The sequence below is a fragment of the Legionella sp. ST3F1 genome (genome assembly GCF_048553315.1).
GTDB classification, from domain to species: Bacteria; Pseudomonadota; Gammaproteobacteria; order Legionellales; family Legionellaceae; genus Tatlockia; species Tatlockia donaldsonii.
The window spans coordinates 91,417-116,582 of record NZ_JBLZIO010000010.1; the positions used below are offsets into that span (position 1 = coordinate 91,417).

Below are 25,166 nucleotides of genomic sequence, written 5' to 3' on the forward strand. Positions count from 1 at the left end.
TATCCCATTATAACAGGCTTAGTCAGTATCTGCTTTAGCGGCAGTTCTCTTGCTAATTATCCTTAACGCAATGACTCTGTTTTACTAACCAGAGAATTCAACCGGTTTATTGATTGGAAGCTGCTTTCTTAATCAATTCTTGCAAGGCTTCTTCCCCGGCAGCACCTGGAATAAATGATGGCGCGCTGCCTTCTTTGAATTTACCGGCTGGCGTAGCAGCAACAATAAATGCTGGTGTACCCATCAAACGCAATTTTTCTGCAAGCTCACGATTAGCATTTAAAGCATCAGTCACTGCTTTACTGTTCATATCTGTTTTAAGTTTTGCCATATTCAGACCGAGTGATTTTGCAGTACTCAATATCAGTTCTTCATTCAAACGCTTTTCTTGCTTGAGTAAAGCATCATGCATCGCTTGATATTTTCCTTGCATGCCAGCTGCCAACGCTGCTCTGGATGCTAATTCGGAACTTTTACCGAAAATAGGAAACTCTTTATAAACAATACGGAGATTATTGTCTTTCTTGACTAAATCACTAAGTACAGATGCCATTTTCTTGCAATGAATGCATTGGTAATCAAAAAATTCAACCAGGGTTACGTTACCTTTTGGATTGCCGGCAACAGCCATACTATCATTAAACAATTGACTGGCATTATCTTTAATCGCCGCCTGTGCTTGCTGTTGCATGGTTTGCTGCTGCTTTTGCTGCAACGCTTGGGAAGCTTCTATTAACACTTCAGGATTATTCACTAGATAATCATGGACTACTTTTTCAATCGCTTTTTTTTGCGCGTCAGTCATAGTATCAGTATCGGCAGCCATTACTACCGGCGAGTTCATTGCTGTGATCAATGCGCCCGCTGCTAATAAACTTGTAAATTTCACACCTTTCCCCTTATTGATGATTAGATTGTCAGACCTACGTAGGCTGAATTTCGAAAATCGAACTCAGATTGGTTAGGACTATCCTTTATTTTGACAACAGAAACGTAGCACCAGCTTACGCTAAATTCAATAGACTTTTTTTCGAAACTGGGTTGTAGCGGCCTATTGCTTCATCATTATCCCTGGATCTTGTATAAGTACGATGCATTTTATAAGATAACGTTCAAACAGAAACCTGTTTTTTGTATCGAATCCACGTTACTTAAAAGGGCATGCAATCCTCAAGTATGGTCAAATTGGCATAGGCTAAAACCAGCCATTTGCTGCCTTCCTCTGCAAATTTTATTTGCACCCGTGTTTGAGCACCGCTGCCCTCAACAGCAAGCACTACTCCCTGGCCAAATTTAGCATGGGTTACATTTTGACCAAGCTTTAAGCCTGCTTCTTTAGCAACCGCAGAAGCTAAGTTTTTTGGCGATACTGGCATTTGCATACGTGATTTGACACGGACTTCATCCACCAATCCTTCTGGTAATTCCCGTAAAAAACGTGAGGGTCGATGGTACTCTTCCCGCCCATATTGACGGCGAACTTCGGCATATGACAGGACTAATTTCTCCATCGCTCGCGTCATACCCACATAACACAAGCGACGCTCCTCTTCTAAACGGCCAGGCTCCTCTACAGACTGTCTTCCGGGGAAGACCCCTTCTTCCATACCAACCAAGAAAACTAATGGGAATTCCAAACCTTTAGCGGCATGCAAGGTCATCAGATGCACATAACGTTCATGCTCCTCAGCCTGCATCTCGCCTGCTTCCAAAGAAGCATGAGCCAGGAAGGCAACCAATAAAGGCAATTCTTCCTCAGCATCTTGTTCATAACGAAACTGTTTGGCTGCATTGATCAATTCTTGCAAGTTGTCCAAACGCGATTCTGATTTATCACCCTTTATTTTTGCAAAGTGCGCATACAAACCACTAAGTTCAATGACGGCCTCGATTTGACCATCTAACTCCATAGAGAGAGTATGGGTCTGCAGTTTTTCAATGAGTGCCATAAAATTAGCTAAGGCGGAAGCAGCTCGTTGCGGCAAAAACTCTTTTTGTAAGAGAAGCTTGGCCGAGCGCCATAACGAAATCTGTTCTGTTTTCGCTTGCTGACGCAACTCTTCCAGCGTTTTTTCGCCGATACCGCGGGTAGGAAAATTCACAATGCGTTCAAATGCTGTATCATCATCACAATTAGCCAGGAGACGCAGGTAAGCCAGTGTATCTTTTACCTCTGCCCGTTCAAAAAAACGTACACCACCATGAATACGATAAGCAATACCGGCACGCAATAACGCTTCTTCTATAACACGTGATTGAGCATTGGAACGATACAAAACTGCAATTTCATGAGCACCGCGCCCCTGATTAATTTCCATAGTAATGCGTTCACTGACAAAACGCGCTTCTTCCAATTCATTGAAAGCACTATAGACAACAATCTTTTCGCCAGCAGCACCAGCAGTCCACAAACGTTTACCCATGCGTGAATTATTGTTGGTAATCAATGCATTGGCAGCATCGAGAATGGTCGCTGTTGAACGATAATTTTGTTCCAGTTTAATAATTTGGGTGCCTTTAAAATCGTGCGAAAATTGCTCAATATTTTCTACCTTGGCACCACGCCAACCATAGATAGATTGATCATCATCACCTACAGCCATTACCGCCGTATGTTCACCTGCAAGTAAGCGAATCCAAGCGTACTGTATTGTATTAGAATCTTGAAATTCATCCACCAAAATAGCCTGGAACCGTTGGCGGTAATGAGCCAAGAGATCAGCGTTATCGCGCAATAATTCATGGGTACGTAACAATAACTCAGCAAAATCAATCACTCCGGCAGTCTGACATGCTTGTTCATAAGCCTTGTAAATCTGGATTAGCGTGCGAGTTGGACCATAAGGCAGTGCATTAATATGCTGCGGCCTTAAACCTTCATCTTTTTTACTATTAATAAACGCTTGGGCTTGTTTTACCGGCCACTGCTCATCATCGAGATTCAAAGCAGCAATAACCCGCTTAATAATACGCGCCTGATCTTCACTATCCAGAATGTGAAATTGTTCAGGTAATTTAGCTGCCTGGTAATGCCGACGCAGTAAACGGTGGCATAAGCCATGAAAAGTACCGACCCAAAGTCCCAACAAGGGTGTTTCAAGCATGGCGTTTAGTCGTGCCTTCATCTCACCGGCTGCTTTATTGGTAAAAGTTACCGCCAGAATCGCATGCGGAGATAATTGCTCTTGCTCAATAAGCCAGGCAATACGACTAACCAGGACTTGTGTCTTACCACTCCCTGCACCAGCCAAAACAAGGATATTGCCTAAAGGCGCAGTCACCGCTTCACGCTGTTTCTCATTTAATCCATCAAGCAGTGCTTTCATTAATCCCCTCTTGTAGACGCATTAGATTTCAAAAAAAGTATTATCTTAAATTTAGCAGTCAAAGACAAAGTTTTGCTATGCTAATTTTATCCGGTTCACAGGGTCAGGAATTACAAAAACGCCGAGGCCGAGGAAAAATTTGATTTTAACCAGGGAGTTTAGGCTGACTAAATGACCGAATTAAAATCAAATTTTAACGAAGAGATCGGATTTTTTCGTAAGTCCTGAGAGTATCTTTTCAATATCCCTGTGCAAGTATAAGATGATATTAAAAATTAGCGAGCCTATTATGCATACTCTCTATCCTCCCATTAAGCCTTACAAATGCAGCGAATTGCCGGTTAGTGAACCCCATGTACTTTATGTGGAAGAAACCGGTAACCCAAATGGTTTACCAGTGCTCGTGCTACATCCGGGTCCAGGGGCCGAGGGAGCCAATCATCTACGTCGTTTTTTTGATCCGCAAATTTATCGCATCGTCTTATTTGATCAGCGTGGTTGCGGACGCTCAACGCCCCATGCTGAATTTAAGAATAATAACACGCAAAATTTGCTTGATGACATCGATACCATTCGCGATTACTTAAACATAACACGCTTTGTATTATTTGGTGGGGGTTGGGGTTCACTGCTGGCTTTGCTCTATGCTCAATTATATCCGCAGCAGGTACACGCCTTGCTATTACATCATGTTTTTTTAGGCCGACAACGGGATATAGATTGGTTTTACCGTCAAGGTGCAAATCTAATCTATCCGGATTATTGGCAAGAATTCATTAGCCTTGTACCCTTGGAAGAGCAAAATCACCTTACTCATTATTATGCCAGATGCCTGCAAGGCGACAATGAAGTCGCTCGTATGGCTGCTGCCAAACACTGGGCATTATGGCAAGCACGCTGCAGTAGTTTACAACCGCATGCGAACGTTATTGAACACTATAGCGAACCCCATTTTGCTCTGGCACTTGCCACCCTGGAGTCGTATTTTATTAATAATCACTTTTTTATTGAAGAAAATCAGGTTCTGGCTAATGTGCATAAAATTAGACATCTGCCTGCTTATCTTATTCACGGTCGTTACGATATGATATGTCCATTGGCAGGGGCTTGGGAATTACATCAAGCCCTGCCTGCTTCAAATTTAAGAATAGTGAGAGAAGCAGGCCATTCGGATCAAGAAACAGGGATTATTGATGCTCTAATTGCCGCCGGCAAAGAAATTTCTCGTCAAGGTTTGGATGTATGTTAGTTGTAGTACAACGGGTTAGTGAAGCAAAAGTCGTTATTAATGACCAGATTATGGGCGAGATTGCTCAAGGCTTATTGATTCTTTGTGGTTTTGAACAGGCTGATGAAGAATCTACCCTGCTTCGTATGCTGGAAAAATGCCTTAATTATCGCATTTTTAGTGATGAGCAAGGCAAAATGAATTTAAGCCTCAAGGAGATAGGAGGTGGTTTATTATTAGTACCTCAATTTACCTTAGTAGCAGACACAAAGAAAGGTTTACGCCCCAGCTTTTCTAAAGCAGCAACACCAGAAACAGGACGATTACTATTTAATCAACTCCTGCATTTTGCTTTTAAAATGCATCCGAAGGTAGCCAGTGGTCAGTTTGGTGCTGATATGCAAGTTCATCTTTGTAACGATGGTCCAGTCACTTTTTTACTGCAATTTTAGGGTCTGTTGGCAGGTCTACTATCATGGCCGAAAAGCATTGATTTACGAGCATCGCAACGCAGTTTATAGGGTAGTCAATGAACAGCGACGTAGCAAATCAATGCTTTTCCACTCCGTCAATAAACTCTAAAATTAACATCAAGATGCGAGTATTCCTTTGATTTGTCTGCCAGGAATCGTTTTCAAGACACAGAAAGTGTTGTAACATCAACTCTCGCAATCAAAAATTAAAATAATCATGCGCTTAATTGGTATCTTCGCGACCTTGATCAGCTCGTTCATTTTATCTGCCTGTGTACACAAAGGTCCAAATCCTGACGATCCTTACGAGCCGCTTAACCGCGAAATACACAAATTTAATATGGCGTTTGATGCAACCTTTTTAAAACCCCCAGCAAAATTTTATAAAGCCGTTTTACCTCCACTGGTGCGACTGGGCATCAATAATGCCTACAATAATGTGGCAATGCTTCCGACCGTCGCGAATGATGTACTCCAGGCTGACTGGCGCTATACGGTCAAGGATAGCTGGCGCTTTTTGATCAACTCCACCATCGGCGTGGTGGGTATTTTTGATGTAGCGGATAAACGCTTTGGTTTGCCGCCGCACTATAATGATTTAGGGTTAACTTTTGCCAAATGGGGCGATAAAAAGTCCCCCTACATTGTGATTCCTTTCCTGGGACCCAGTACCATCCGTGATGGCATGGGTATGGTCTTCGATTATACGGTGTTTACTCCCTATCCCTATCTTTTTAGTGATGGGATTATCTATGCATTAGCTGGACTGAGGTATGTCGATCTACGCTCGCAATTCCTTGAGAATGAGCGTTTAATGGACCAAGCCTTGGATAAATATGCCTTTATCCGTGATGCCTATTTGCAGCACCGTCATTTCCGCATCACCGGTGAACAAGATAATGGTTCTCTCTATGTTGATGAGAATGAGGAAGGCGGGGAAGATTATATTGATGACGAAGAAGAGTCAGCCCCGGCTGCATCTAAACCAGAATCTAAAAAACAATAGCCATGCTGCACATAGCACTCTACCAGCCTGAAATTCCACCCAATACAGGTAACATCATTCGTCTGTGCGCTAACAGCGGCGCACAGCTTCATCTCATTCATCCATTAGGATTTGAGTTGGATGACAAGCGCATGCGACGTGCTGGTCTGGATTATCACGAATGGGCCAATATAATCCACTATCCTGATGAGCAATGCTTTATAGAAAAAAATCAACAGCGTCGGATCTTCGCCTGTACAACTAAAAGTCAAAAAAATTATAGTACAGTCGACTATCAAGATGAGGATCTTTTACTTTTTGGACCTGAAACAAGAGGCTTACCGGCCGATTTAAGAGAGCGCTATACAGCCATCCGCATTCCAATGTGTGCGAACAGCCGAAGTTTAAATTTATCTAATTCTGTGGCGATTATTCTTTTTGAAGCTTGGCGCCAATTGCAGTTTGAGGGTAGCGTTTAAGCTAGAGGAGGAAACCTCTCTCCTCTAATAAGCTGGCAACCTAAGAAGAAACTAAAGTAGCCAAGCAACGCATATAATCCCCCGCAATATCTAACCCGGTTTCCGCTTCTATTTCTTTAATACAGGTAGGACTTGTAACATTAATTTCGGTTAAATAATCACCTATCACATCGATTCCAACAAAATATAATCCCTTGGCTTTCAGTGTTGGCGCAATTTGCTGGCAAAGCCAACGATCCCGGTCTGTAATCGCTACAACCTTACCGTGAGCGCCTGCAGCAAGATTGCCACGTAACTCCCCTTTCGCAGGAATACGTGCCAGTGCATACGGCACAGGTTCACCATTAATCAGTATGATGCGCTTATCACCCGCGGTAATAATTTCCGGAATGTATTGCTGTGCCATCACGCTAATCTGTTGCCCCTTAGTCAACACCTCCAGTATCACCGATAAATTATGAGCTTTCTCATTAACATGAAAAACTGAACTCCCTCCCATGCCTTCAAGGGGTTTAAAAATAACATTGCGATGCTCATGCCAGAAAGCACGTAAGCGATCCATATCCCGGCTAACTAAGGTGGGCGGACAGCATTGCGGAAAATTGAGGGTAAAAAATTTTTCATTGGCGTCACGTAAACTTTGCGGTTTATTGGCTACCAAAACCCCTTCCTGCTCCGCTAAATCGAGCGCATAGGTTGCATAAATGTATTCCATATCAAAGGGCGGATCTTTACGCATCAGGATAATGTCAAACTCGGCTAAAGCACACTCACCCAAAAAAGTGCTTTCTGCCCAATTCGTACTGGTTTCATCTCCGACTTTAATGGTAGACATTTGTCCATAGGCACGCCCACCCTGACAATACAAATCGGCAAGAGTAAAATAAACACAAGACCAACCCAGGGCTTGTGCACTTTTAAGCATAGCAATGGTTGAATCTTTATAAGGCTTTAATTTGTGCAAAGGATCCATCAGCACAGCAAGTTTCATGTCTACTCCCCTCCGACCGCTGCAATTTCCCTTGCTGCAGCAAGAGCAGCAAGACGCGCTATAACGCCGTACGCGTAAAACCGGTTAGGGCAATCAACTACCGCCAAATCATTACGTGGCATATTACACGCTTGGGCAAACGCTAAAGGTTCAAAATGCATACCGGGTGCATTCAGATTTTCATTCGTTCCTCGCCCTTGATGGACACGATAAAAACCGCCTACTACAAATTGGCCAATCATATAAACAACAGGTTCTGCTACTGCGCCATCCGGCATGGTTTCAAAAGTGTATACGCCTTCCTGAATCATTACACGGTCTACTTTTCGACTCCCTTTACTGACAGCCATACGGGTACGTTGCTTGCGATTCAGCTGGCGTAATTCCTCTGCATCATGCACCATCATTACACTCATTCCATAGGTACCATTATCTGCCTTGACGACTAGGAAAGGCTTTTCTGAAATTTCATAAGTGGCGTATTTATCTTTGATCAAAGCGAGCAATTTATCAGCTTGTTCAGCTAAATCATCCACCCCTTCCTGAGCCATGAAATCGACACCATCCACCGCAGAAAAATAGGGATTAATAAACCAGGAATCAATATTTACTAATTGCGCAAACTCCGTAGCGACCTGATCAAAAAAATGGAAATGACTGGATTTTAGTCTTGAGGACCAGCCCAATTTTGCAGTTGGTCTTATCGCTTGCTTTATGCCTTGTAAAATTTCCGGTATTCCTGAGGATAAATCATTATTTAACAATAACATGCAAGGATTAAAATCAGCTAACTCAACTCGGTCGCCACGTCGGTGTATGGGTTCAATGAGCAAGCTTATCCCCTCATCAGTACGCATTTCGGTAGGGGATGTTAATTCCGGATCCAAACTGCCTATACGTACTATAAAACCTGCTTTCATAAAAATATCACGCAAGACAGCGAGACTCTGTAAATAAAAGCGATTACGGGTATGGCTCTCCGGTAGCAACAAAATTTTTTTACAAGTAGGCAGGTAGTCATCCAAGACGGATTGGGCAGCCTGGACACACAAAGGCAGAAAATCACGATTCAGGTTATTAAAACCCGCAGGAAATAAATTGGTATCTACTGGTGCCAATTTAAACCCTGCATGGCGCAAATCCACTGAAGAAGTTAGTGGCGGCGGTGTTTCCCGCCATTTTTGCCGGAACCATGTTTCGATTGTCGCCACCTGATTCAAGATAACTTTTTCTACATGATGTAAAGGGCCGTAATGGGCTGTAGTCAAATGAGGTACAGGAACATCCTCAGCTTGCATGCTCTCTCCCGTGATAAATTATCAAAAGATGGTAACCCAGGTTAAAGACTGAATCAAAGGATGAAAACTATTCTTAATCCAGCAGAACAATCTAAACACCCAGATATCACTCTGATTTTATCCGCGTTATAATTGTTCTTTTCTATAAGTGCCAGGGCTGTTTGAGGGACGTATCCGATGTATTGACACCGTTTTCCTCATTCCAATGATCCGCTTATGGTTGATGGTTTCTAATTCTCAACAGGATTTTTAATGAATGAGGATGAAGCGTGAGTCACTCTAAAACTTTATTGGCAATCCTTCTGTTAATAATACTGGGTTTTATCTGGGGCTCAGGTTATAGCTTGGCTAAATATGCAATGACTCACGGCGTGCCGCCCTTAGGTTATGCATTTTGGCAAGCATTGGGGCCAGCCCTGTTATTATTACTGACCAGTTTTATCACCCAAAATAACGCGTTACTCCAACCCGGAAATTGGCCCTTTTTCCTTGTATGCGGTTTGGTAGGTATTGCAATACCCAATACCAATATGTACTTCATCGCACCTCATATTCCAGCAGGCTTACTGGCAGTTTTGGTGAACACTGTTCCCCTATTGGTTTATCCCCTGGCTTTGGCGGCTGGTCAGGAACGTTTTGATGTATGGCGCATCCTTGCCCTTCTATTAGGTATGACAGGTATTTTGCTTATCATTGCTCCAGACAATGGGCATTTATTCTCAAGCTGGACTTTACTTGCTTTAATTAGCCCACTGTGTTTTGCACTTTGTTCGATTTATATTGCCGCCTATCAACCCGAAAAATTAAACGCCTTACAAGCTGCCAGCGGCATGTTACTCGCCGCATCGCTGTTGTTAACCCCCATGGTCATCCAACAACAGGCATTTTATCCTCTCAGCATGCCTTTCACGACAGCCAAACAAGTCGTTCTGTTAGAAATCATACTATCCAGCCTCGGTTATATACTTTTTTTCCAACTCGTTCGCCTGGCTGGCCCTGTTTTCTATAGTTTGACAGGCGGCATGGTTGCCTTGACGGGGTTATTCTGGGGGTTTGTTGTGTTTAATGAAACACCAAACTACTTACAAAGCCTGGCTATTTTTTGCGTCATCAGCGCTCTTTTTCTGATATCATGGCGACAATCAAGACAAACGCAGGGAGCTTCTGTAAATGTTAACTGAAATCATGCAGCAATATGAAAACCAGATTCAAACCATGCATTATCTTCTCATGCTAATCACTGCCATCCTGCACGTTCTCTTTGCCGGAGCAGTAGCACGTGATGCAGGTCATTTATACAAGCTGGGACAACGCCCTGCTTTGGTATCTGCAGCAACCTGGGCTTTCGCTACGCTGATTGGCGGTGTTATTACAGCCGCTATATACTGGTTTATCCATCATTCAACACTCACCCGACCAGCCCTAAGAGAGACACCATGACTGACCCTACTGTTACTATCATTGATGTTCATGAATTAAAAAAACGCCAAGCGCTTGAGCCTCATTTATGTTTGATTGATGTTCGCGAACCCGATGAATGGGAGGAGGCCCGCATTCCTGGCGCTCTACATATTCCTAAGGATACCCTGCCTGCCTGTATCGAGACCGAAGTTCCTGAGCGACATAAAGCGATTTACCTTTATTGCAAAGGCGGTGTGAGATCCCTGTACGCCGGACAATCCCTGATAGCCATGGGATATCGGGAAGTTTATTCCATAGAGGGCGGTATTATTGAGTGGGCGATGTCTGGCTATCCCGTAGAGGTGTAAATAGTAAAAGAAACACCCTGCGTTTTGCAGGGTGCTGAATTGGCTATTGATATTGAATTGATACAATCTCTTCTGTCTGTGCCTTGACTTCTTCCTTAGCCTTGCCTTCCTCCCGTTTCTCAGATTCCGCAGCAGGGGCTGGTGATGACCATAACCTAAATCCCCAAGACGTACTGGCACCCGATTTTTTACTTAACTCTTCGGCTTTACGTAATTCTTCAGCTTTACGTAATTCTTCGGCTTTACGCAATTCTTCAGCCTGCTTTAATTCATTTCGGGTTATAATACGGTGCTCTGCTTCTGTACTAACCGTAGTACACATATGAAGATAAATAGGAATACTTAATTCTTCAATCTTTGAAAACTCATGTTCTTCTTTAAAGCCATTGAGAGAAGCCCCTTCAACATAGACATGAGAGGCAATAAAATTTTTGGCCTTACCAATTAACAAACGGTAGTCTTCATAATCAAGCGGATTGTCCGGTTTTAAACCTATATTAACAAGCAAGCAACGGAAGTAAGTACTCCCCTGATAAGATTTACTTTTCTCAGAAGGCTTGGTAGCTTTCAAATCCTTTGCAATAACATCGAAAATATTTTCGCCGTAGCTGTCAGCGATAATCGCTAACTCAAGCAGCATTAACCCGGTCATAATCCGTGCTTTTTCGGGTTGCGTTTTCCCTGCAGAATGTAATAGCAATTTTGACTGATCGATAAATTGCACCTGATGGCGTCGTGGTTGTCTTAGCTTGTCTACAGATTCAGCACGATGCTCCCCTCTAAGAGTAGCTCTAGTATCCGTGAAGCCATCCTCATTCCTGGTACTGTCCTCCCTGGTAGTACCATCCATAATGTGTTGATATTCTCTTACCTTAAAAACCATTGTGTTTCTCCTTAAAAATCCATGAATGGTTAAGTGAAATCTATTTCACCATCGACCAGTGTAAACTAACTAAATTCATTCGTCATGGCTTTTCTTTAATCTAATTAATCAATTTATATTCCCATGATTAAATTTTAAAGCGTCCTGCCTAATTGGCTTTTCTTTTAAAAATCAAAACGTTATTCACAAATTTGGGCAAATTTTCCAAATTATAGGCATCTCCTTCTATTTACCAGCTGCTCAAACTCCTTTAGGATGCCGCTATTTAAATTTTATTAATGCCCGGGAGCAATAATGAAAAAAAGCATCAGCGTCTTACTCTTACTTTGTGTTAGCACGGTGTTTGCCGAAATAAAGCCCCCCAGACTTGTTGTCCAGCTTGTTGTCGATCAATTGCGTGGCGATTTAATTAACCAATATCATCGAAAATTTGGTCAAGACGGCTTCAATTATTTGTTGGCGCATGGTCTTGATTACAATAATGCCCATCATCCACATGCAAATACCGTCACCTGTGTAGGCCATGCCACTATTGCCACAGGCAGTTACCCAGCCTTGCATGGCATCGTCAACAATGATTGGTATGATAAACAGACACAGCAAAGTATTTATTGTGTTGAAGATAAGCAAAGTAAGATCTTACCCACGTCACGCACGAGAAAAGAGCTAGTCGGGCGCTCTCCCCATAATTTGTTGGCCTCCACCTTAAGTGATGAGCTTGTATTGTCTCAAGCGGGTCGGGCGTTTGCTGTCTCCCTGAAAGATCGCGGCGCCATTACCCTGGCCGGCCACGCGGGGAAGGCTTTTTGGTTTGACAAAGAAAACGGTGGTTTTGTGACCAGTCGTCACTATTACGAAGCGTATCCGCAATGGGTCAATCAATGGAATAAACGTTATGAAGCGAAAAATGAAACCTGGGCTTTGAGCAATGAAGCGGTTAATTACCACTATGCGAATGCCCCTACCTTCAAAAATCGCTTCCCAGGTTTTGGCCGTGAATTCCCCCATCATTTGGGAGCCCCTGACTCACCAACCTATTATAAATTTTTATCCATGACTCCTATTGCCGATGAATTAACCGCTGATTTTGCCATCCATCTCTTACGTGAAGAAAAATTAGGCGCCAGCACTGATAAAACCGATTATTTAGCCATCAGCTTTTCTGCCGTTGATGCAATTGGACATCAATTCGGCCCCAATAGCCTTGAATCGGAAGATAATCTATTACGGCTCGATAAAACATTGGCAAAATTATTAGCCGCCATTGACAAACAAGTTGGCCTTGAAAACACCCTGATTGTATTAACCGCTGATCACGGCGTCAGTGATTCGCCGGTCTACCTTGCTGCCCATCAAATCAAGGAAAATAATTCCCTAAAATTGCCAGCATTACAAACATTAATCGAACAAACATTAGCGAAACGTTTTCAATTACCTCCTGAAAGTTTGCAAGCTATTTCCCTACCTTACATCTACCTTAACCATCAACTGATTAACGAGCACCGGTTATCCGTTAATGAAATCAGTACTTACCTCGCTGAGGCTCTCCGGCAGCAAGCAGCCATTTTTCAAGCTTATCCAATGCCACTTGCTAACACCGAGCATGATTGGTTAAGTGCCAAAGTAGATAAAATGGCTTTTCCCAATCGTTCCGGGGATCTGTATCTGGTTGCTCCGCCTTATCAAGCCCTGGCCGACAAAAGTGAACAGCGTGTAGCCCATGGAACCCCTTGGCAATACGATAGTTACGTTCCTTTGCTATTTGTTAATCCAGCCTTCAAAGCGCAGCGAATTAGCAAAATAGTCAGCACCACCGATATAGCACCGACCCTTGCAGCTATCCTGGCGATAAAATACCCCTCTGCGGCTGTCGGACAGCCGTTGCCGGAAGTCATGGAACTATTTGGAGCAAGGACTTGAAATTAACAATAGCTGCCACTACCTTTAATCTAAATTACGTCAGTTCGATATAAAAAGCAGAATCCGGTTTTTATATCGTTAAACGATCTTAAATACGGGTAGGGATTAGTCATGAATAATATGAAAACCTTCATTTTGTTGGCTGCCTTAACTGCCTTGTTACTGGTCATTGGTAGTCTATTGGGTGGGCGTACAGGTTTATTAATAGCGCTTGGATTTACCGTTATTATGAATTTCGGTGCTTATTGGTACTCTGATCAATTGGTTTTACGCATGTACAATGCCCAACCATTGGATCCGAGCCATCCGGTCTATAGCATCGTGGCACAATTAGCCGCCAAAGCTCAAATTCCCATGCCGAAGGTTTACGCCATCGATAACCCCACACCAAACGCCTTTGCGACAGGCCGTAACCCTGAACATGCAAGTATTGCTGTAACCAGCGGTTTGTTAAGCCGTATGACCCAGGAAGAGTTAACGGGCGTCCTTGCTCATGAGATGTCGCATGTTATCCATCGCGATACCTTAATTAGTGTCGTAGCTGCTACGCTTGCCGGAGCAATCAGCAGTGTTGCTAATTTGTTCATGTGGACCTCGATGTTCAGCCACTCCTCCGATGAGGAGCGCCCTAATGCGTTGGTAAGCATACTGATGATGGTGCTTGCCCCTCTGGCAGCTGGTTTGATTCAAATGGCTGTTTCGCGCTCGCGCGAGTATGAAGCCGATGCCGGTGGCGCTCAATTATGCGGGCATCCCTTATGGCTCGCCAGTGCTTTAGCTAAACTTGAAAATGCTAACCAACAGGGCCAATTTCAAGCGGCTGAAGAACATCCAACCACTGCTCATATGTTTATTGTTAATCCTTTAAGTGGGGAACAATTAGCAGCACTGTTTAAAACGCATCCTTTAACCAGCGAACGGATAAGGCGTTTACAAGAAATGGCAAGAAGCGCCCCTTAGATTCAAGGGCTATTTTTTCCTTGTTTAATATCGGCAGCTTTGCTGCTAAAACCAATTGCCAAACCGTGCAATTAATAATCAGCCTGAATTCGATTTAGGAAAATAGAATTACTTTTCCAGGTCGAATTGGACTGAATCGCATTCAAAAGAGGGTCGCTTTTCCGGGTTAATGACATAATAAAGTATGGGTATTTTTTATGTCCTCACGCTAATTAATAAGATGGGCCATGGATAACTTGCGTTATCACAACATTCTAAGGATAATTCGCCTATTTGCAGCCATTAATTAGGTTAGGTATGGAACAGTTAGGTCAATTTATTGTAAATCATTGGGGGCTCTGGCTTGCCTTGGTCATTGTTTTATTAATCATTTTTATTAATGAATTACAAACCCAGAAAAAGCGGGCCAAGGAACTTTCACCACAAGCGGCTGTTAATCTGATCAATCATGAAAATGCTGTGGTGATTGATCTCCGCGAAGCGGAGGTTTTCCGGAATGGCCACATCCTTGACGCTATCCGTGCTACGGCTGATGACTTTAACGAACAGCGCATGGACAAATATAAAACAAAGCCGCTAATTCTTGTTTGTGCACGTGGCTTGCAATCCTCTCAACTCGCCACCAAATTACGTGAAAAAGGATTTACGCAACCAATGGCTTTAGCGGGTGGCATGGCCGCATGGCAAACCGCTGAATTGCCAGTAGTCAAAGGAAAATAAAATCATGGCTGAAGTAATTATGTATAGCACTGCCTACTGCCCTTATTGCATGCGCGCACGGCAGTTATTGGAAAGTAAGGGAGTCTCCTATACCGATATCCGTATCGATGATGAACCTGCTAAACGGGATGAAATGATAGCAAAAAGTGGTAGACATACCGTGCCACAAATATTCATAAACGGCCAACCAATAGGTGGCTGCGATGATATGTACGCTCTGGAACACCAGGGGCGATTAGATGAACTTTTACGAGGATAAATAAACAATGTCAGAACACACCAGTGATATGCAACAAAATACAGAAGCTCAATTTATGATTCAACGAATTTATACGAAAGATTTATCGTTTGAAACCCCTAATACACCTGCAGTTTTCCAACAACAGTGGGAACCAGAGTTAACGCTGGATTTGAATACCCAGAACACACAATTAGAGGAAGGGGTTTATGAGGTTGTACTTTCTGTGACTGCAACTGTCAAAAATCAAAAGGCGGTCGCTTTTTTAGTAGAAGTGAAGCAAGCCGGTATTTTCACAATCCAGGGTGCCGCTGGCCAACAACTCGATCATTTATTAGGTAGTTTCTGCCCAAGCATTCTTTTCCCTTATGCGCGTGAAGCCATTACTTCACAAGTTATTCGTGGCAGTTTCCCACAATTGGTATTAGCACCTATTAATTTCGACGCGCTTTATATGCAACAGTTAGAAGAGAATCAAAAAGCAGCGGACAAAACTGAGACAACAAGCCATTAATTATGAAAAAATCAACGATTGCCATACTTGGCGCTGGTTCATGGGGCACTGCTGTTGCCATTCACCTAGCAAATTATGGTAATCAGATCATGCTGTGGGGTCATAACCCCCAGCATGTTCAAGACATGATTGAACAGCGTTGTAATAAACGTTATCTGCCTTCCGATAGGTTTCCAGACTCGCTGCAACCCATCGCTGACCTCTCTCAATGCTTAAAGTTAGCCAACGAAGTGATTATTGCCGTTCCCTCTCATGCCTTTGCTGGATTATTAGAGCAATTACCGAAACCAGCCCATGGCTTGTCTTGGCTCACCAAAGGGATCGACCCGCTTAGTCACAAACTACCGAGCCAATTGGTTGCAGAAAAATGGGGCGAATCATACCCCATAGCGATTATTTCAGGCCCCTCATTTGCAACGGAGGTCGCCAAATTATTACCTACCGCACTGACCCTGGCGAGTAATAATTTGCCTTATCAACATGCCATCCAATCACTCTTGCACCACGATAATTTACGTGTTTACTTAAGCAACGATGTTGTTGGCGTTCAAATCTGCGGTGCAATAAAGAATGTACTGGCTATCGCCTGCGGTATTAGTGATGGCTTGGGTTATGGCGCAAATGCCAAAGCTGCCCTAATCACGCGAGGGCTCGCGGAAATGAGCCGTTTAGGCATTCGTATGGGAGCCCGCGAAGAAACATTTATGGGTTTGGCTGGCGTTGGTGATCTGGTATTGACGTGTACGGATGATCAATCACGTAATCGACGTTTTGGTTTACAATTAGGCCGAAGCATTAACCTTGTGGAAGCAGAGAAGCAAATAGGCCAAGTCGTTGAAGGAAAGCATAACGCCGCACAAATTTGCATGCTTGCCGGGGAATTAGGGATTGATATGCCGATTTGTACCCAGGTCAATGCGCTTTTAAAAGGCGAGATCACACCACAACAAGCAGCAATCAATTTATTGAACCGTTCCCCACGCGAAGAATAAGTCCCGGGCGTCTGGCGAACAAAGTGAAACAAGTCAGTGCAAATCTTCCATAAAGCATCGTTCTGGATTGCTTCGCCGAGGCTCGCAACGACGAAATAGAGAGATCGGGGGCTCCCACTTCTTGCGAAACTCGCTGCTTATGGAGAAGTACGAGGAGAAACGGCTGCAGGCCTACAGTGTCCCCGTCAATGCATGAGGATTCGAGGACCGTATCGACGAAGCAATTCTCCCTGGGCAGTAGCGAGTCTACTCACCGCATCCCCAAGGCGCTCCACAGCCCAAATCAAACTGTTGTAACCCCAGGTTTTCGTTAGCCTTGCCCTCTGCCGGTGACTGCGCTAATTGAGAAATCGGTTGCTGAAACATGGTTTGGCTAATTTGCTGTTCAAGCTTGTCCAAACGCTGCAATGCGTGTGCATCCAGGCTCCTTAACTCGTCAAGATTTGCATGAATGCAAGGGCTACATTCTCGACTTTGATGAGGTAAAAAGCGAAAGCCAGTGCGCTTAATTAAGGCACCCAATTCTTCATCCCCTGTTTGCCAAAGAGGGTACCATAACGTTCGTCCTTGATATAAATCATCTTGTTGCTCAAACTCTTGCAAGTTGGCATAACGCCTTGAATCGAAGCGCCGCTTCCCAGAGACAATGTAAGCCTCACAGGCCGGATCCAAATCATCTAAATGCGTAAGAATGGCCAATCCTTTGAGAAAACCGGCACACCATTGAAATTTTTGACTTGGGAATTGTTTACGGTCAATAACCATCTCGGCAAAAGTCGCCTGTGCAGATAAGACATGCACGACAATCCCTTGTTTGCGGGCATAGTCAGCACAAGCAGCCACTCTCATTGCCCAGGAAGCAGCTGCCCACCCTGTTTCCACATAGACAAAGTGAATTCCTGATAAGCCTTTTTCAATTAAGGCTTGCATTGCAGCCAACGAATGATTTCCGAAATTGCCAATGATTATATGTTGCATTCTGAGATAATGATGGATGGTGCCCAGGGCCGGAGTCGAACCGGCACGGAGTTTAACCTCCGAGGGATTTAACCCAAAGTCTTACTTTATTTTAAGCATGATAACATATTCGAGGAATTGCAAAAAGGCATGAAAATTTTCTTGCATATAATAAACAGATAATTTATACACAGAGGCATTAGCAATTATAATAGTATTAGATACTACCTAATGAGATATCGATCATGGGAACCCAAAAAGATAAACCAACCAATAAAAGGCATGACGTTGTGCAGGTTAAAAATCCTAAAACCGATCGTTACGTAAAAATTGACCGTACTGAGGGTAAAATTATATCCCATAAGCAAAGCCCTGGCCCTTATAAAGGAGTGCCCGTTGGAAGAAAATCCAAGTGATTATATACAATCCATTAGATGGAGATGCCTTAACTTCTTCTATTCCAAGTAAACCCCGGCACTGTTTTTTAATGACAAGGCTAGGATCTCCGATCTGTAAAGAAATTGTAGAAATTGGAAATATAATTATCAAGCTATGTAAATCGCAAAATTATGAAGTAATAAATGCAAGTACCGAGGTCACAGGCCGTGATTTTTTATTAAAAATATGGAAATTAATAGCGTCATGCCCGATTGCTATTGGAATATGCCATGAAAAAATTCCTGCCCAAACACAGGAAAATATTTATTATGAGATGGGCGCAGCTCAAGCTCTAGGCAAAGAAACCATCATAATTAAATCAGTTAAAGCAAAAATTCCTAGTGATTTTGTGCGCACTGAATACGTAGAATTTAATAGCAGCTTTCAAAATAAATTTACAAAATATCTTCAATCCCTCAATGGGATAGCAGAACATTATGAAACAGTATCTGATCAACTAGAACGTAATCCAGTTCTTGCAATTGATTACTTAAAACGCGCTTTTTTGATTACAGGCGATGAACGACTTCGAGATAAGGCACAGACTCTCTTAGATGCGCCAGGATTAAAAGATAGAGCTAAGAACAGCGTTGAACTGATTGCAGCAACTTTTTAAACCTATTAAAAACATAGAACTTGGGTTAGTGTTCTCTGCTATTAATTGAGCATGTCCTCAAAATTGGAAAAGATAAAATATAATTGGTGCCCAGGGCCGGAGTCGAACCGGCACGGAGTTTAACCTCCGAGGGATTTTAAGTCCCTTGCGTCTACCTGTTTCGCCACCTGGGCATATTCTTGTCATGGAGGCTGAGGCCGGAATCGAACCGGCGTACACGGCTTTGCAGGCCGCTGCATAACCACTCTGCCACACAGCCACTCTTCAACGGTAAAAAAAAAGCGACTATGGCGTCGCTTTAATTTGGAGCGGGAAACGAGACTCGAACTCGCGACCCCAACCTTGGCAAGGTTGTGCTCTACCAACTGAGCTATTCCCGCGTCTCTACGGGGTGCAATTCTACCGTAAATTAGAATGCTGTCAACAGAAAAACCTTAATTTTTTAAGCAATATTGTGACTTTTTTTCATCAGTTGCGGCCAGGCAATCATTAAATAAATAACCATCGACCAAATCGTTAAAATGGCTGCCAAATAAAGCATTATGAAACCAAAAACGCCCCACCAGGATTGAGCTGGTGTAAAAGCAATCAAAAGAAAAAGGGCAACCATTTGCATCATCGTTTTGATTTTGCCGACATAGCTTACTGTCACACTGGCGCGGCTCCCTATTTCAGCCATCCACTCTCGGAGTGCAGAAATAACAATTTCACGCCCCACAATCACAATAGCAGGAATGGTGATGTAATCCATGCTCTTGGTACCAACCAACAAGAGTAGACTACAAGCGACTAATAATTTATCTGCGACAGGATCGAGAAAAGCACCAAAAGGTGACATTTGCTTGAGTTTACGCGCTAAATAACCATCCAACCAATCCGTAAAACTAGCCAAAGCAAAAATGGCTGCAGCCAACCCATGTGCCCAGGGAAAAGGCATATAAAAAGCAATAATAAAGATGGGTATCAAGACAATACGCATTAACGTTAACAGATTGGGTAAACTGGTCAGGTTACTCACTAAAGTCCCCCTTGTTCAGGTAATTGGAGGTAAGCAGCAAGGTGTTGGTAGTCATCAAAAACTTCCATGGCACCTGCCGCGCGTAATGCAGCTTCTTGTTGATGGTAAAAATCGACTCCAATGGCATCAACACCGAGATTTTTTGCCATTTCGATATCAATTACCGAATCTCCCACCATCAGTGTCTCGTGAATTCCTACATCAAATTCAGCCAAAATTTCTTCTAACATTTGTGGACAGGGTTTAGGCGGTGTTTGTCCCGCAGAACGGGTTACTTTAAAAAACTCATCCAAACCGGAAGCATGCAAAATCCTTTGTAACGATTGATAGCCTTTATTGGTTGCAATCGCCAGATTAATGCCTGCTCGATGTAACTGCCGAGCGACCTCTTTTGCACCAGGGATTAAATAAACATGGGTAGTACGTGATACCAATGATTGATGTACAGCTAATAGTAGTTGTTCTTGCTGTTGCAAACTCAAGTGTGGAAATACCTTGTTTACTGCCTTGACCAAACCCAGCTCAACCGATTGGCGAGCCAGCTCTTCATCAATTTCACCAAAATTCAAACGCCTGGCCTCTGTAGCCACTGTATCCAAAATTTGTCCCAGTGTATCCCCTAAGGTTCCTTCCCAGTCAAACACTACTAAGCGATATGGCTTACCCATGAGTCAACAAGCTCCCCGCACGTAATTTTTTTAGTGTTTCTGCAAACCGTTCATCTAAATTTGCTTCAAACAAATAATTTTTTCCGTTCAGGTTAAATTGAATTGCTCTGGCATGCAAATAAAGTCGTGATTTAACCGACTCCAAACCTGTTATCAATTCTTCTGTCCCATACTTTTCATCACCCACAATTGGATGTCCCAAGTACGCGCTATGCACCCTGATTTGGTGAGTACGTCCTGTTTTGGGAGAGGCCTCGACCCAGCAAGCCTGCTGATAATTTTCCAGCAACTTAAAGGAAGTTTGTGATGCTTTCCCCTCTTCCTTCACAGCGACAACTCGTTCCCCTGATTTTAAAGTATTCTTTTCCAATGCGGCATCCACTAATTTTGTTTTTTTGCCCTGCCACGAATTACTAAGAAGTGCCCAATAGGTTTTTTGTACCTCACGCGCCTCTAATAACGCTTGAATCGCTCGCAACATACTTCGTTTTTTGGCCAGCAACAAGCATCCTGAAGTTTCTTTATCCAAACGATGCACCAGTTCAAGATAAGACAAATCATCACGCGTTTTTCGTAAAGCCTCAATAACGCCTAAACTCAAACCACTGCCGCCATGTACCGCAATACCGGCGGGTTTATTAATTACCAACAAACTATTGTCTTCAAACAAAATGCTTTCTCGCAAGCGTTGCTCGAGTTTTTCGCCAACAAAAATATCTTTACCCTGACTTGTACGTACTGGAGGGATACGCACACAGTCACCCTGCATGAGGCGCGAAGACGCCTGTGCCCTTTTTTTATTAATACGCACTTCTCCAGCACGAATAATGCGATAGATATGACTCTTAGGCACACCTTTCAAAATACGCATCAAATAATTATCTAAGCGCTGGCCTTCTTCGTCAGCACTAATTTCTGTGTAACGTACATCACTCATTTATGCATAAACCTATTTGCTGAAATTGTTTTTTTTTGGTACTATTAGAACTGCGTGGAAATTGTTCGCGCAACCGAATTATAACGCATAAACAAAGAAAAAGTTTATCGGCCGACTATAAAAAACCGGCCATACATAGGATGAGTTGCCAATTAGCCAGTATGAATCCTGCAATACAGATTTTTGGTGGTACGACAGTACCAAAATTTGCAAGTAAATAGCATAAGAAAATCAATATTTTAGGCTCATAGTAACCGAATTGAAAACAAATCCTAGGAGTTTGAAAACGCGCTTCCCTTAAGTGAATGATAGAAGGAAGTAACCCAGTACCAGAGCAAAATTGAAAACGAACTCATCAGATACCCACGCATGTCAGACATGCTTTACATCAGTTACAGCTCATTTTGCGGATTTTAGGCAAAGGATGTTTTCATATGCATGAAATTCCATCTATTCAGCCTCTCCCCCACATCGCTCTGTCACTACAGATGTACATATCCAGTATGCGCCGCAATATTTGCCGGTACCATGCATGTGGTCTGTCCCTATGGTCTTGGGTCATGCTTAAAGAGAATATTTTTTGTCATTTGCAAGCTATGGTTAATAACCTGAACTTGTTTTCATGTTATTTGCAAAAACCAAGATGCACAACGCTCATTCTGAATAAATCAGGAACGAGCTTTGTAGTATCGCATAGCTTCAAAAAGGCAAGGATGAATAGCCTTACTATCCTTACTTGAGGTAGCGCCCTTTTATGGGGTGAATAATGGAAAGAATGTTAATAAATGCAACTCAAACCGAAGAGGTACGTGTTGCACTGGTAAAAAATAATTATCTGTATGATTTGGACATCGAATGTCCTGCAGAGGTGAAGAAGAAAGGTAATATCTACAAGGCAGTAGTGACTCGTCGCGAACCAAGCCTGGATGCCGTATTTGTTGAATATGGAGCAAAACGTCAAGGATTTCTGCCTCTTAAAGAAATTGCGCCTGAATACTTAAGTAAACATCCTGATGATTTTGGTGATGAAAAACCGCCCATCACGACTCTTCTTCGCGAAGGCCAGGAATTGCTTATCCAGGTAGACAAAGAAGAACGCGGCAATAAAGGCGCGGCCTTAACAACCTACATTACTTTGGCAGGTTGTTACCTGGTATTAATGCCTAATAATCCCAATTCTGGGGGTATCTCCCGTCGTATTGAAGGCGATGATCGAGATGAGCTAAAAGAAACTTTAAATGCTTTGCAATTGCCGGAAGAAATGGGGCTTATCATCCGCACAGCTGGTGTTGGTAAAAGCCAGGATGAATTGCAAGGCGATCTGGATATGCTCTGCAATCAATGGCAAGCCATTCGCCAGGCCTATAATTCTCAGCTTGCGCCTTGCCTGATTCATCAGGAAGGTGATGTCATTATTCGTTCCATTCGCGATAATCTGCGCAAGTCTATCGGTGAAATCATCATTGATGATCAAATTTCTTACGTAAAGGCAAAACAATACATTGAGCAAGTTAAACCTGATTTTCTGCCTAACCTTAAACTCTACAACAATACGATCCCCTTGTTTAATTTCTATCAAGTTGAAAGCCAGATCGAAACGGCCTTTCAACGGGAAGTTCTTCTTCCTTCTGGTGGCGCGCTGGTCATTGATCGTACTGAAGCGCTGGTTTCTATCGATATCAACTCGGCAAAAGCAACCAGTGGTTCAGATATTGAAACGACTGCATTAAACACCAATCTTGAGGCCGCTGATGAGATCGCTCGTCAATTGCGCTTACGTGATTTGGGAGGTTTGGTAGTCATTGATTTTATTGATATGGGTTCCAGCAAAAACCAACGTGACGTAGAAAATCGTTTGAAAGAAGCACTTCAAGCAGATAGGGCACGTATTCAAGTTGGTCGTATCTCTCGTTTTGGTTTACTTGAAATGTCACGCCAGCGCCTGCGTCTTTCTTTAGGTGAATCAGCACAGGAAGTATGCCCACGATGTGAAGGACGAGGCACAGTAAGAAATATTCAATCGCATGGTTTATCGATTATTCGTTTAATTGAAGAAGAAGCCTTGAAAGAAAAGACCGCTGAAATACACGTTCAATTGCCGGTGGAAATGGCTACTTTCATCATCAATGAAAAGCGTGAATTTATTCTGGGTATTGAGAAACGCCATAACGTGCATGTACTTGTTATCGCCAATCCTTACCTGCAAACACCACAATATAACATTACCCGTCTTAAGGAAGATAATGTAGGCAAGAATAAAAAACCCAGCTATTCACTTATTCAGCAACCAGAATTGGACGTTGTTCGTACTGAACAAGAAGCGATTAAACATGCTGAACCCGCTGTAAAAGGATTTGCTCCTCATCATGCACCCAAGATTCACCATGGCAGCTTCATTAAGCGTCTATGGAGTAGTCTATTTGGCAGCACATCCGAATCATCAAGCAACACGGGTAGTTCTGGCCGTCATGAAAAAGTGACACGCAGCAGCCCCCACCATCACCAACACAAACAATCATCTGCACAACAGGGTGGTGAAAGACGTCAGCAGAATCAGGGTAATCGTCGGCGCCGCCCCGGAGGCCATCAACAACAACAGCAACAACAACGTAGTGGTAATGTGGCCAATAATCCGCAGCGTAAAAAAGGCTCTGGCCAGCAAAGCGGAGGACGCGTGATCCCCCTTAAAACCGATTCTGCTAAAAAGAAAGGACCGCAGCAACGATCAGAAAAACCGGTGTCCAATAACTCGGTGGATGATTAATCCTGATCTGGGATTCCCGTATTACAAACGTGCTAATACGGGGATCCTGCTTCTTGCCAGGCCGCCGCACAATGGCCTATACCTCCCCTAATGAATTAACATGCTTGCCCACCATTTCAAGCACGGGTTTCGTATAAATTTAGTTCGCTCCCAAGCCCAGACATTGTTGCCCCAGCAGTTCATCAACATGGTTTGAAATGACAATGATCACATCCACCCCGCTTCCCGCGACTTTGTTCACGGTTCGAAGATTGATTCATCAGATGTCCACTGGTCTTAACTCTCCATAGCGTAGCCCCTTGGCTATGGCTTCAGCAATATTTTTACACTCGAGTTTTTGAAAGATATTATTGCGGTGATGTCCTACTTGACGCTCTGAGAGGTTCAAGAACAGGGCGATTTCCTTCATGCTTTTCCCTTGGGAAGATAAATACAAACATTGCTGCTCGCGACTGGTTAAGCGGCCATCGAGGCAAAGTGGTCGTTGCACCCAGGACTGTGACAACAAGGTTTGTACTTCAGCAAGCTGCTTGTTGGTGGGATTGGGATTACCTAAATACGCCAGATAATCGCGGGCAAAGACTTTAAAAAACTGCTTTTGCTTGGTGCTATGGTAATTAACAAAATCTTGTTTGTTAATGCTGTTACTGTCCATGTTGTTCTCCAGCGTAGGTTGGGAATTCACCCAACAGCGCGTCGGGTCTAGACCCGACCTACATTAAAATGAACACGAGCAAGAGACGTGGCTGTTCCTACCCGTGCAGTGAGTATTGGAAACATTAGTGTTCGTTTAGCGATTCACCTGCGCAAATAGCTAACAAAACCTAAAGGTCACGTCGAAAAAAAGGGGATTTTATGTATGGCAATCGCACTCAAATTTAGAGAAATAACCGATTGATTTTAAATAACTAAACGTATACTTTCTGCATAAAAAGGCAGCAGTAAGGATACGTTTATGAATTTGTCATCTACATTTCTTCAGCATTTTGACT

At 43.2% G+C, this 25,166-nt stretch carries 26 protein-coding genes and 3 tRNA genes; 16 read left to right on the forward strand and 13 right to left on the reverse strand.

Annotated elements, in window-relative coordinates:
- Positions 1–106: 106 nt before the first annotated feature.
- Both ACN4Z1_RS08670 and uvrD read right to left on the reverse strand, forming a co-directional pair.
- Positions 107–889, reverse strand: coding sequence for a DsbA family protein (locus ACN4Z1_RS08670; RefSeq protein WP_228363311.1), 783 nt, complete (start codon positions 887–889; stop codon positions 107–109).
- Between the two features lie 262 nt (positions 890–1,151).
- Positions 1,152–3,326: a DNA helicase II gene (gene uvrD / locus ACN4Z1_RS08675; protein ID WP_228363312.1), complete on the reverse strand. Its 2,175-nt coding sequence runs from the start codon at positions 3,324–3,326 to the stop codon at positions 1,152–1,154.
- Positions 3,327–3,615: 289 nt separating this feature from the next.
- Between uvrD and pip the strand changes: the two genes are divergently transcribed.
- The 4 genes from pip to trmL all read left to right on the forward strand — a co-directional run bounded on the left by pip (position 3,616) and on the right by trmL (position 6,491).
- Positions 3,616–4,575, forward strand: a complete 960-nt coding sequence (gene pip, locus ACN4Z1_RS08680) for a prolyl aminopeptidase (RefSeq protein ID WP_370634571.1) — start codon at positions 3,616–3,618, stop codon at positions 4,573–4,575.
- Positions 4,569–5,006 carry a D-aminoacyl-tRNA deacylase gene (gene dtd, locus ACN4Z1_RS08685; protein WP_228363314.1) on the forward strand — a complete coding sequence of 146 codons (438 nt, stop codon included), beginning with the start codon at positions 4,569–4,571 and terminating at the stop codon, positions 5,004–5,006. The genes pip and dtd overlap by 7 nt, the downstream gene beginning before the upstream one ends.
- A gap of 238 nt (positions 5,007–5,244) precedes the next feature.
- Complete coding sequence (locus ACN4Z1_RS08690) at positions 5,245–6,033, forward strand: VacJ family lipoprotein (protein ID WP_228363315.1); 789 nt, start codon at positions 5,245–5,247, stop codon at positions 6,031–6,033.
- Positions 6,034–6,035: 2 nt separating this feature from the next.
- Positions 6,036–6,491, forward strand: coding sequence for a tRNA (uridine(34)/cytosine(34)/5-carboxymethylaminomethyluridine(34)-2'-O)-methyltransferase TrmL (gene trmL / locus ACN4Z1_RS08695; RefSeq protein WP_228363316.1), 456 nt, complete (start codon positions 6,036–6,038; stop codon positions 6,489–6,491).
- 40 nt (positions 6,492–6,531) lie between these two features.
- Here the strand turns inward: trmL and gshB are convergent, their stop codons facing one another.
- Positions 6,532–7,482 carry a glutathione synthase gene (gshB, locus tag ACN4Z1_RS08700; RefSeq protein ID WP_228363317.1) on the reverse strand — a complete coding sequence of 317 codons (951 nt, stop codon included), beginning with the start codon at positions 7,480–7,482 and terminating at the stop codon, positions 6,532–6,534.
- Between the two features lie 2 nt (positions 7,483–7,484).
- Positions 7,485–8,780, reverse strand: coding sequence for a glutamate--cysteine ligase (gene gshA / locus ACN4Z1_RS08705; RefSeq protein WP_115221843.1), 1,296 nt, complete (start codon positions 8,778–8,780; stop codon positions 7,485–7,487).
- A gap of 269 nt (positions 8,781–9,049) precedes the next feature.
- On the opposite strand from gshA, the gene ACN4Z1_RS08710 reads away from it, so the two are divergent.
- The 3 genes from ACN4Z1_RS08710 to ACN4Z1_RS08720 are packed head-to-tail and all read left to right on the forward strand — an operon-like array spanning position 9,050 to position 10,549.
- The gene (locus ACN4Z1_RS08710) at positions 9,050–9,961 is read left to right on the forward strand and encodes a DMT family transporter (protein WP_228363318.1); all 912 of its coding nucleotides are present in this window, start codon (positions 9,050–9,052) and stop codon (positions 9,959–9,961) included.
- Positions 9,951–10,220, forward strand: a complete 270-nt coding sequence (locus ACN4Z1_RS08715) for a hypothetical protein (protein WP_115221845.1) — start codon at positions 9,951–9,953, stop codon at positions 10,218–10,220. The genes ACN4Z1_RS08710 and ACN4Z1_RS08715 overlap by 11 nt, the downstream gene beginning before the upstream one ends.
- Entirely contained in the window at positions 10,217–10,549 is a 333-nt protein-coding gene (locus ACN4Z1_RS08720; RefSeq protein ID WP_228363319.1) for a rhodanese-like domain-containing protein, read from the forward strand. Before ACN4Z1_RS08715 ends, ACN4Z1_RS08720 begins: the two co-directional genes overlap by 4 nt.
- Before the next feature lie 43 nt (positions 10,550–10,592).
- Here ACN4Z1_RS08720 and ACN4Z1_RS08725 read toward each other — a convergent pair whose 3' ends face one another.
- Positions 10,593–11,432 carry a hypothetical protein gene (locus ACN4Z1_RS08725; RefSeq protein ID WP_419386880.1) on the reverse strand — a complete coding sequence of 280 codons (840 nt, stop codon included), beginning with the start codon at positions 11,430–11,432 and terminating at the stop codon, positions 10,593–10,595.
- A gap of 294 nt (positions 11,433–11,726) precedes the next feature.
- Between ACN4Z1_RS08725 and ACN4Z1_RS08730 the strand changes: the two genes are divergently transcribed.
- The 6 genes from ACN4Z1_RS08730 (at position 11,727) to ACN4Z1_RS08755 (ending at position 16,776) form a co-directional block, all read left to right on the forward strand.
- Complete coding sequence (locus ACN4Z1_RS08730; protein ID WP_228363321.1) at positions 11,727–13,352, forward strand: alkaline phosphatase family protein; 1,626 nt, start codon at positions 11,727–11,729, stop codon at positions 13,350–13,352.
- Positions 13,353–13,463: 111 nt separating this feature from the next.
- Complete coding sequence (gene htpX / locus ACN4Z1_RS08735) at positions 13,464–14,312, forward strand: zinc metalloprotease HtpX (protein ID WP_228363322.1); 849 nt, start codon at positions 13,464–13,466, stop codon at positions 14,310–14,312.
- 297 nt (positions 14,313–14,609) lie between these two features.
- Positions 14,610–15,032 carry a rhodanese-like domain-containing protein gene (locus ACN4Z1_RS08740; RefSeq protein ID WP_228363323.1) on the forward strand — a complete coding sequence of 141 codons (423 nt, stop codon included), beginning with the start codon at positions 14,610–14,612 and terminating at the stop codon, positions 15,030–15,032.
- Positions 15,033–15,036: 4 nt separating this feature from the next.
- Positions 15,037–15,291, forward strand: a complete 255-nt coding sequence (gene grxC / locus ACN4Z1_RS08745; RefSeq protein WP_228363324.1) for a glutaredoxin 3 — start codon at positions 15,037–15,039, stop codon at positions 15,289–15,291.
- A 7-nt stretch (positions 15,292–15,298) separates the two neighbouring features.
- Positions 15,299–15,784, forward strand: a complete 486-nt coding sequence (secB, locus tag ACN4Z1_RS08750) for a protein-export chaperone SecB (protein WP_115221851.1) — start codon at positions 15,299–15,301, stop codon at positions 15,782–15,784.
- Positions 15,785–15,786: 2 nt separating this feature from the next.
- Positions 15,787–16,776, forward strand: a complete 990-nt coding sequence (locus tag ACN4Z1_RS08755; RefSeq protein WP_228363325.1) for an NAD(P)H-dependent glycerol-3-phosphate dehydrogenase — start codon at positions 15,787–15,789, stop codon at positions 16,774–16,776.
- Between the two features lie 246 nt (positions 16,777–17,022).
- Here ACN4Z1_RS08755 and ACN4Z1_RS08760 read toward each other — a convergent pair whose 3' ends face one another.
- Positions 17,023–17,754, reverse strand: coding sequence for a phosphoadenosine phosphosulfate reductase family protein (locus ACN4Z1_RS08760; protein WP_228363326.1), 732 nt, complete (start codon positions 17,752–17,754; stop codon positions 17,023–17,025).
- A gap of 224 nt (positions 17,755–17,978) precedes the next feature.
- Here ACN4Z1_RS08760 and ACN4Z1_RS08765 point away from each other — a divergent pair, with 224 nt between their 5' ends.
- A complete protein-coding gene (locus tag ACN4Z1_RS08765) occupies positions 17,979–18,149 on the forward strand; it encodes a hypothetical protein (protein WP_228363327.1) in 171 nt (56 codons plus the stop codon).
- Positions 18,146–18,787: a hypothetical protein gene (locus ACN4Z1_RS08770; protein WP_228363328.1), complete on the forward strand. Its 642-nt coding sequence runs from the start codon at positions 18,146–18,148 to the stop codon at positions 18,785–18,787. The genes ACN4Z1_RS08765 and ACN4Z1_RS08770 overlap by 4 nt, the downstream gene beginning before the upstream one ends.
- Before the next feature lie 84 nt (positions 18,788–18,871).
- Here the strand turns inward: ACN4Z1_RS08770 and ACN4Z1_RS08775 are convergent.
- The 6 genes from ACN4Z1_RS08775 to ACN4Z1_RS08800 form a co-directional block, all read right to left on the reverse strand.
- Positions 18,872–18,960: transfer RNA gene (locus ACN4Z1_RS08775), tRNA-Leu, on the reverse strand.
- Positions 18,961–18,972: 12 nt separating this feature from the next.
- Positions 18,973–19,046 (reverse strand) — tRNA-Cys (locus tag ACN4Z1_RS08780).
- A 45-nt stretch (positions 19,047–19,091) separates the two neighbouring features.
- A tRNA-Gly gene (locus ACN4Z1_RS08785) sits at positions 19,092–19,167 on the reverse strand.
- Positions 19,168–19,229: 62 nt separating this feature from the next.
- Complete coding sequence (gene pgsA / locus ACN4Z1_RS08790; RefSeq protein ID WP_115221854.1) at positions 19,230–19,805, reverse strand: CDP-diacylglycerol--glycerol-3-phosphate 3-phosphatidyltransferase; 576 nt, start codon at positions 19,803–19,805, stop codon at positions 19,230–19,232.
- Positions 19,805–20,473, reverse strand: coding sequence for an HAD family hydrolase (locus ACN4Z1_RS08795; protein ID WP_115221855.1), 669 nt, complete (start codon positions 20,471–20,473; stop codon positions 19,805–19,807). The genes pgsA and ACN4Z1_RS08795 overlap by 1 nt, the downstream gene beginning before the upstream one ends.
- Positions 20,466–21,410 (reverse strand): RluA family pseudouridine synthase, encoded by a 945-nt coding sequence (locus ACN4Z1_RS08800; RefSeq protein WP_115221856.1) that lies wholly within the window; start codon positions 21,408–21,410, stop codon positions 20,466–20,468. The genes ACN4Z1_RS08795 and ACN4Z1_RS08800 overlap by 8 nt, the downstream gene beginning before the upstream one ends.
- 766 nt (positions 21,411–22,176) lie before the next feature.
- Here ACN4Z1_RS08800 and ACN4Z1_RS08805 point away from each other — a divergent pair.
- Positions 22,177–24,174, forward strand: coding sequence for an Rne/Rng family ribonuclease (locus ACN4Z1_RS08805; RefSeq protein WP_228363329.1), 1,998 nt, complete (start codon positions 22,177–22,179; stop codon positions 24,172–24,174).
- Positions 24,175–24,433: 259 nt separating this feature from the next.
- Here the strand turns inward: ACN4Z1_RS08805 and ACN4Z1_RS08810 are convergent, their stop codons facing one another.
- Positions 24,434–24,829 (reverse strand): response regulator transcription factor, encoded by a 396-nt coding sequence (locus ACN4Z1_RS08810; RefSeq protein ID WP_228363330.1) that lies wholly within the window; start codon positions 24,827–24,829, stop codon positions 24,434–24,436.
- Positions 24,830–25,166 lie beyond the last annotated feature (337 nt).

Coding starts and splice junctions, on each gene's coding strand:
- uvrD (WP_228363312.1), bottom strand. CDS start 3,326: ATGAAAGCACTGCTTGATGGATTAAATGAGAAACAGCGTGAAGCGGTG.
- pip (WP_370634571.1), top strand. CDS start 3,616: ATGCATACTCTCTATCCTCCCATTAAGCCTTACAAATGCAGCGAATTG.
- dtd (WP_228363314.1), top strand. CDS start 4,569: ATGTTAGTTGTAGTACAACGGGTTAGTGAAGCAAAAGTCGTTATTAAT.
- ACN4Z1_RS08690 (WP_228363315.1), top strand. CDS start 5,245: ATGCGCTTAATTGGTATCTTCGCGACCTTGATCAGCTCGTTCATTTTA.
- trmL (WP_228363316.1), top strand. CDS start 6,036: ATGCTGCACATAGCACTCTACCAGCCTGAAATTCCACCCAATACAGGT.
- gshB (WP_228363317.1), bottom strand. CDS start 7,482: ATGAAACTTGCTGTGCTGATGGATCCTTTGCACAAATTAAAGCCTTAT.
- gshA (WP_115221843.1), bottom strand. CDS start 8,780: ATGCAAGCTGAGGATGTTCCTGTACCTCATTTGACTACAGCCCATTAC.
- ACN4Z1_RS08715 (WP_115221845.1), top strand. CDS start 9,951: ATGTTAACTGAAATCATGCAGCAATATGAAAACCAGATTCAAACCATG.
- ACN4Z1_RS08720 (WP_228363319.1), top strand. CDS start 10,217: ATGACTGACCCTACTGTTACTATCATTGATGTTCATGAATTAAAAAAA.
- ACN4Z1_RS08725 (WP_419386880.1), bottom strand. CDS start 11,432: ATGGTTTTTAAGGTAAGAGAATATCAACACATTATGGATGGTACTACC.
- ACN4Z1_RS08730 (WP_228363321.1), top strand. CDS start 11,727: ATGAAAAAAAGCATCAGCGTCTTACTCTTACTTTGTGTTAGCACGGTG.
- htpX (WP_228363322.1), top strand. CDS start 13,464: ATGAATAATATGAAAACCTTCATTTTGTTGGCTGCCTTAACTGCCTTG.
- ACN4Z1_RS08740 (WP_228363323.1), top strand. CDS start 14,610: ATGGAACAGTTAGGTCAATTTATTGTAAATCATTGGGGGCTCTGGCTT.
- grxC (WP_228363324.1), top strand. CDS start 15,037: ATGGCTGAAGTAATTATGTATAGCACTGCCTACTGCCCTTATTGCATG.
- secB (WP_115221851.1), top strand. CDS start 15,299: ATGTCAGAACACACCAGTGATATGCAACAAAATACAGAAGCTCAATTT.
- ACN4Z1_RS08755 (WP_228363325.1), top strand. CDS start 15,787: ATGAAAAAATCAACGATTGCCATACTTGGCGCTGGTTCATGGGGCACT.
- ACN4Z1_RS08760 (WP_228363326.1), bottom strand. CDS start 17,754: ATGCAACATATAATCATTGGCAATTTCGGAAATCATTCGTTGGCTGCA.
- ACN4Z1_RS08765 (WP_228363327.1), top strand. CDS start 17,979: ATGGGAACCCAAAAAGATAAACCAACCAATAAAAGGCATGACGTTGTG.
- ACN4Z1_RS08795 (WP_115221855.1), bottom strand. CDS start 20,473: ATGGGTAAGCCATATCGCTTAGTAGTGTTTGACTGGGAAGGAACCTTA.
- ACN4Z1_RS08800 (WP_115221856.1), bottom strand. CDS start 21,410: ATGAGTGATGTACGTTACACAGAAATTAGTGCTGACGAAGAAGGCCAG.
- ACN4Z1_RS08805 (WP_228363329.1), top strand. CDS start 22,177: ATGGAAAGAATGTTAATAAATGCAACTCAAACCGAAGAGGTACGTGTT.
- ACN4Z1_RS08810 (WP_228363330.1), bottom strand. CDS start 24,829: ATGGACAGTAACAGCATTAACAAACAAGATTTTGTTAATTACCATAGC.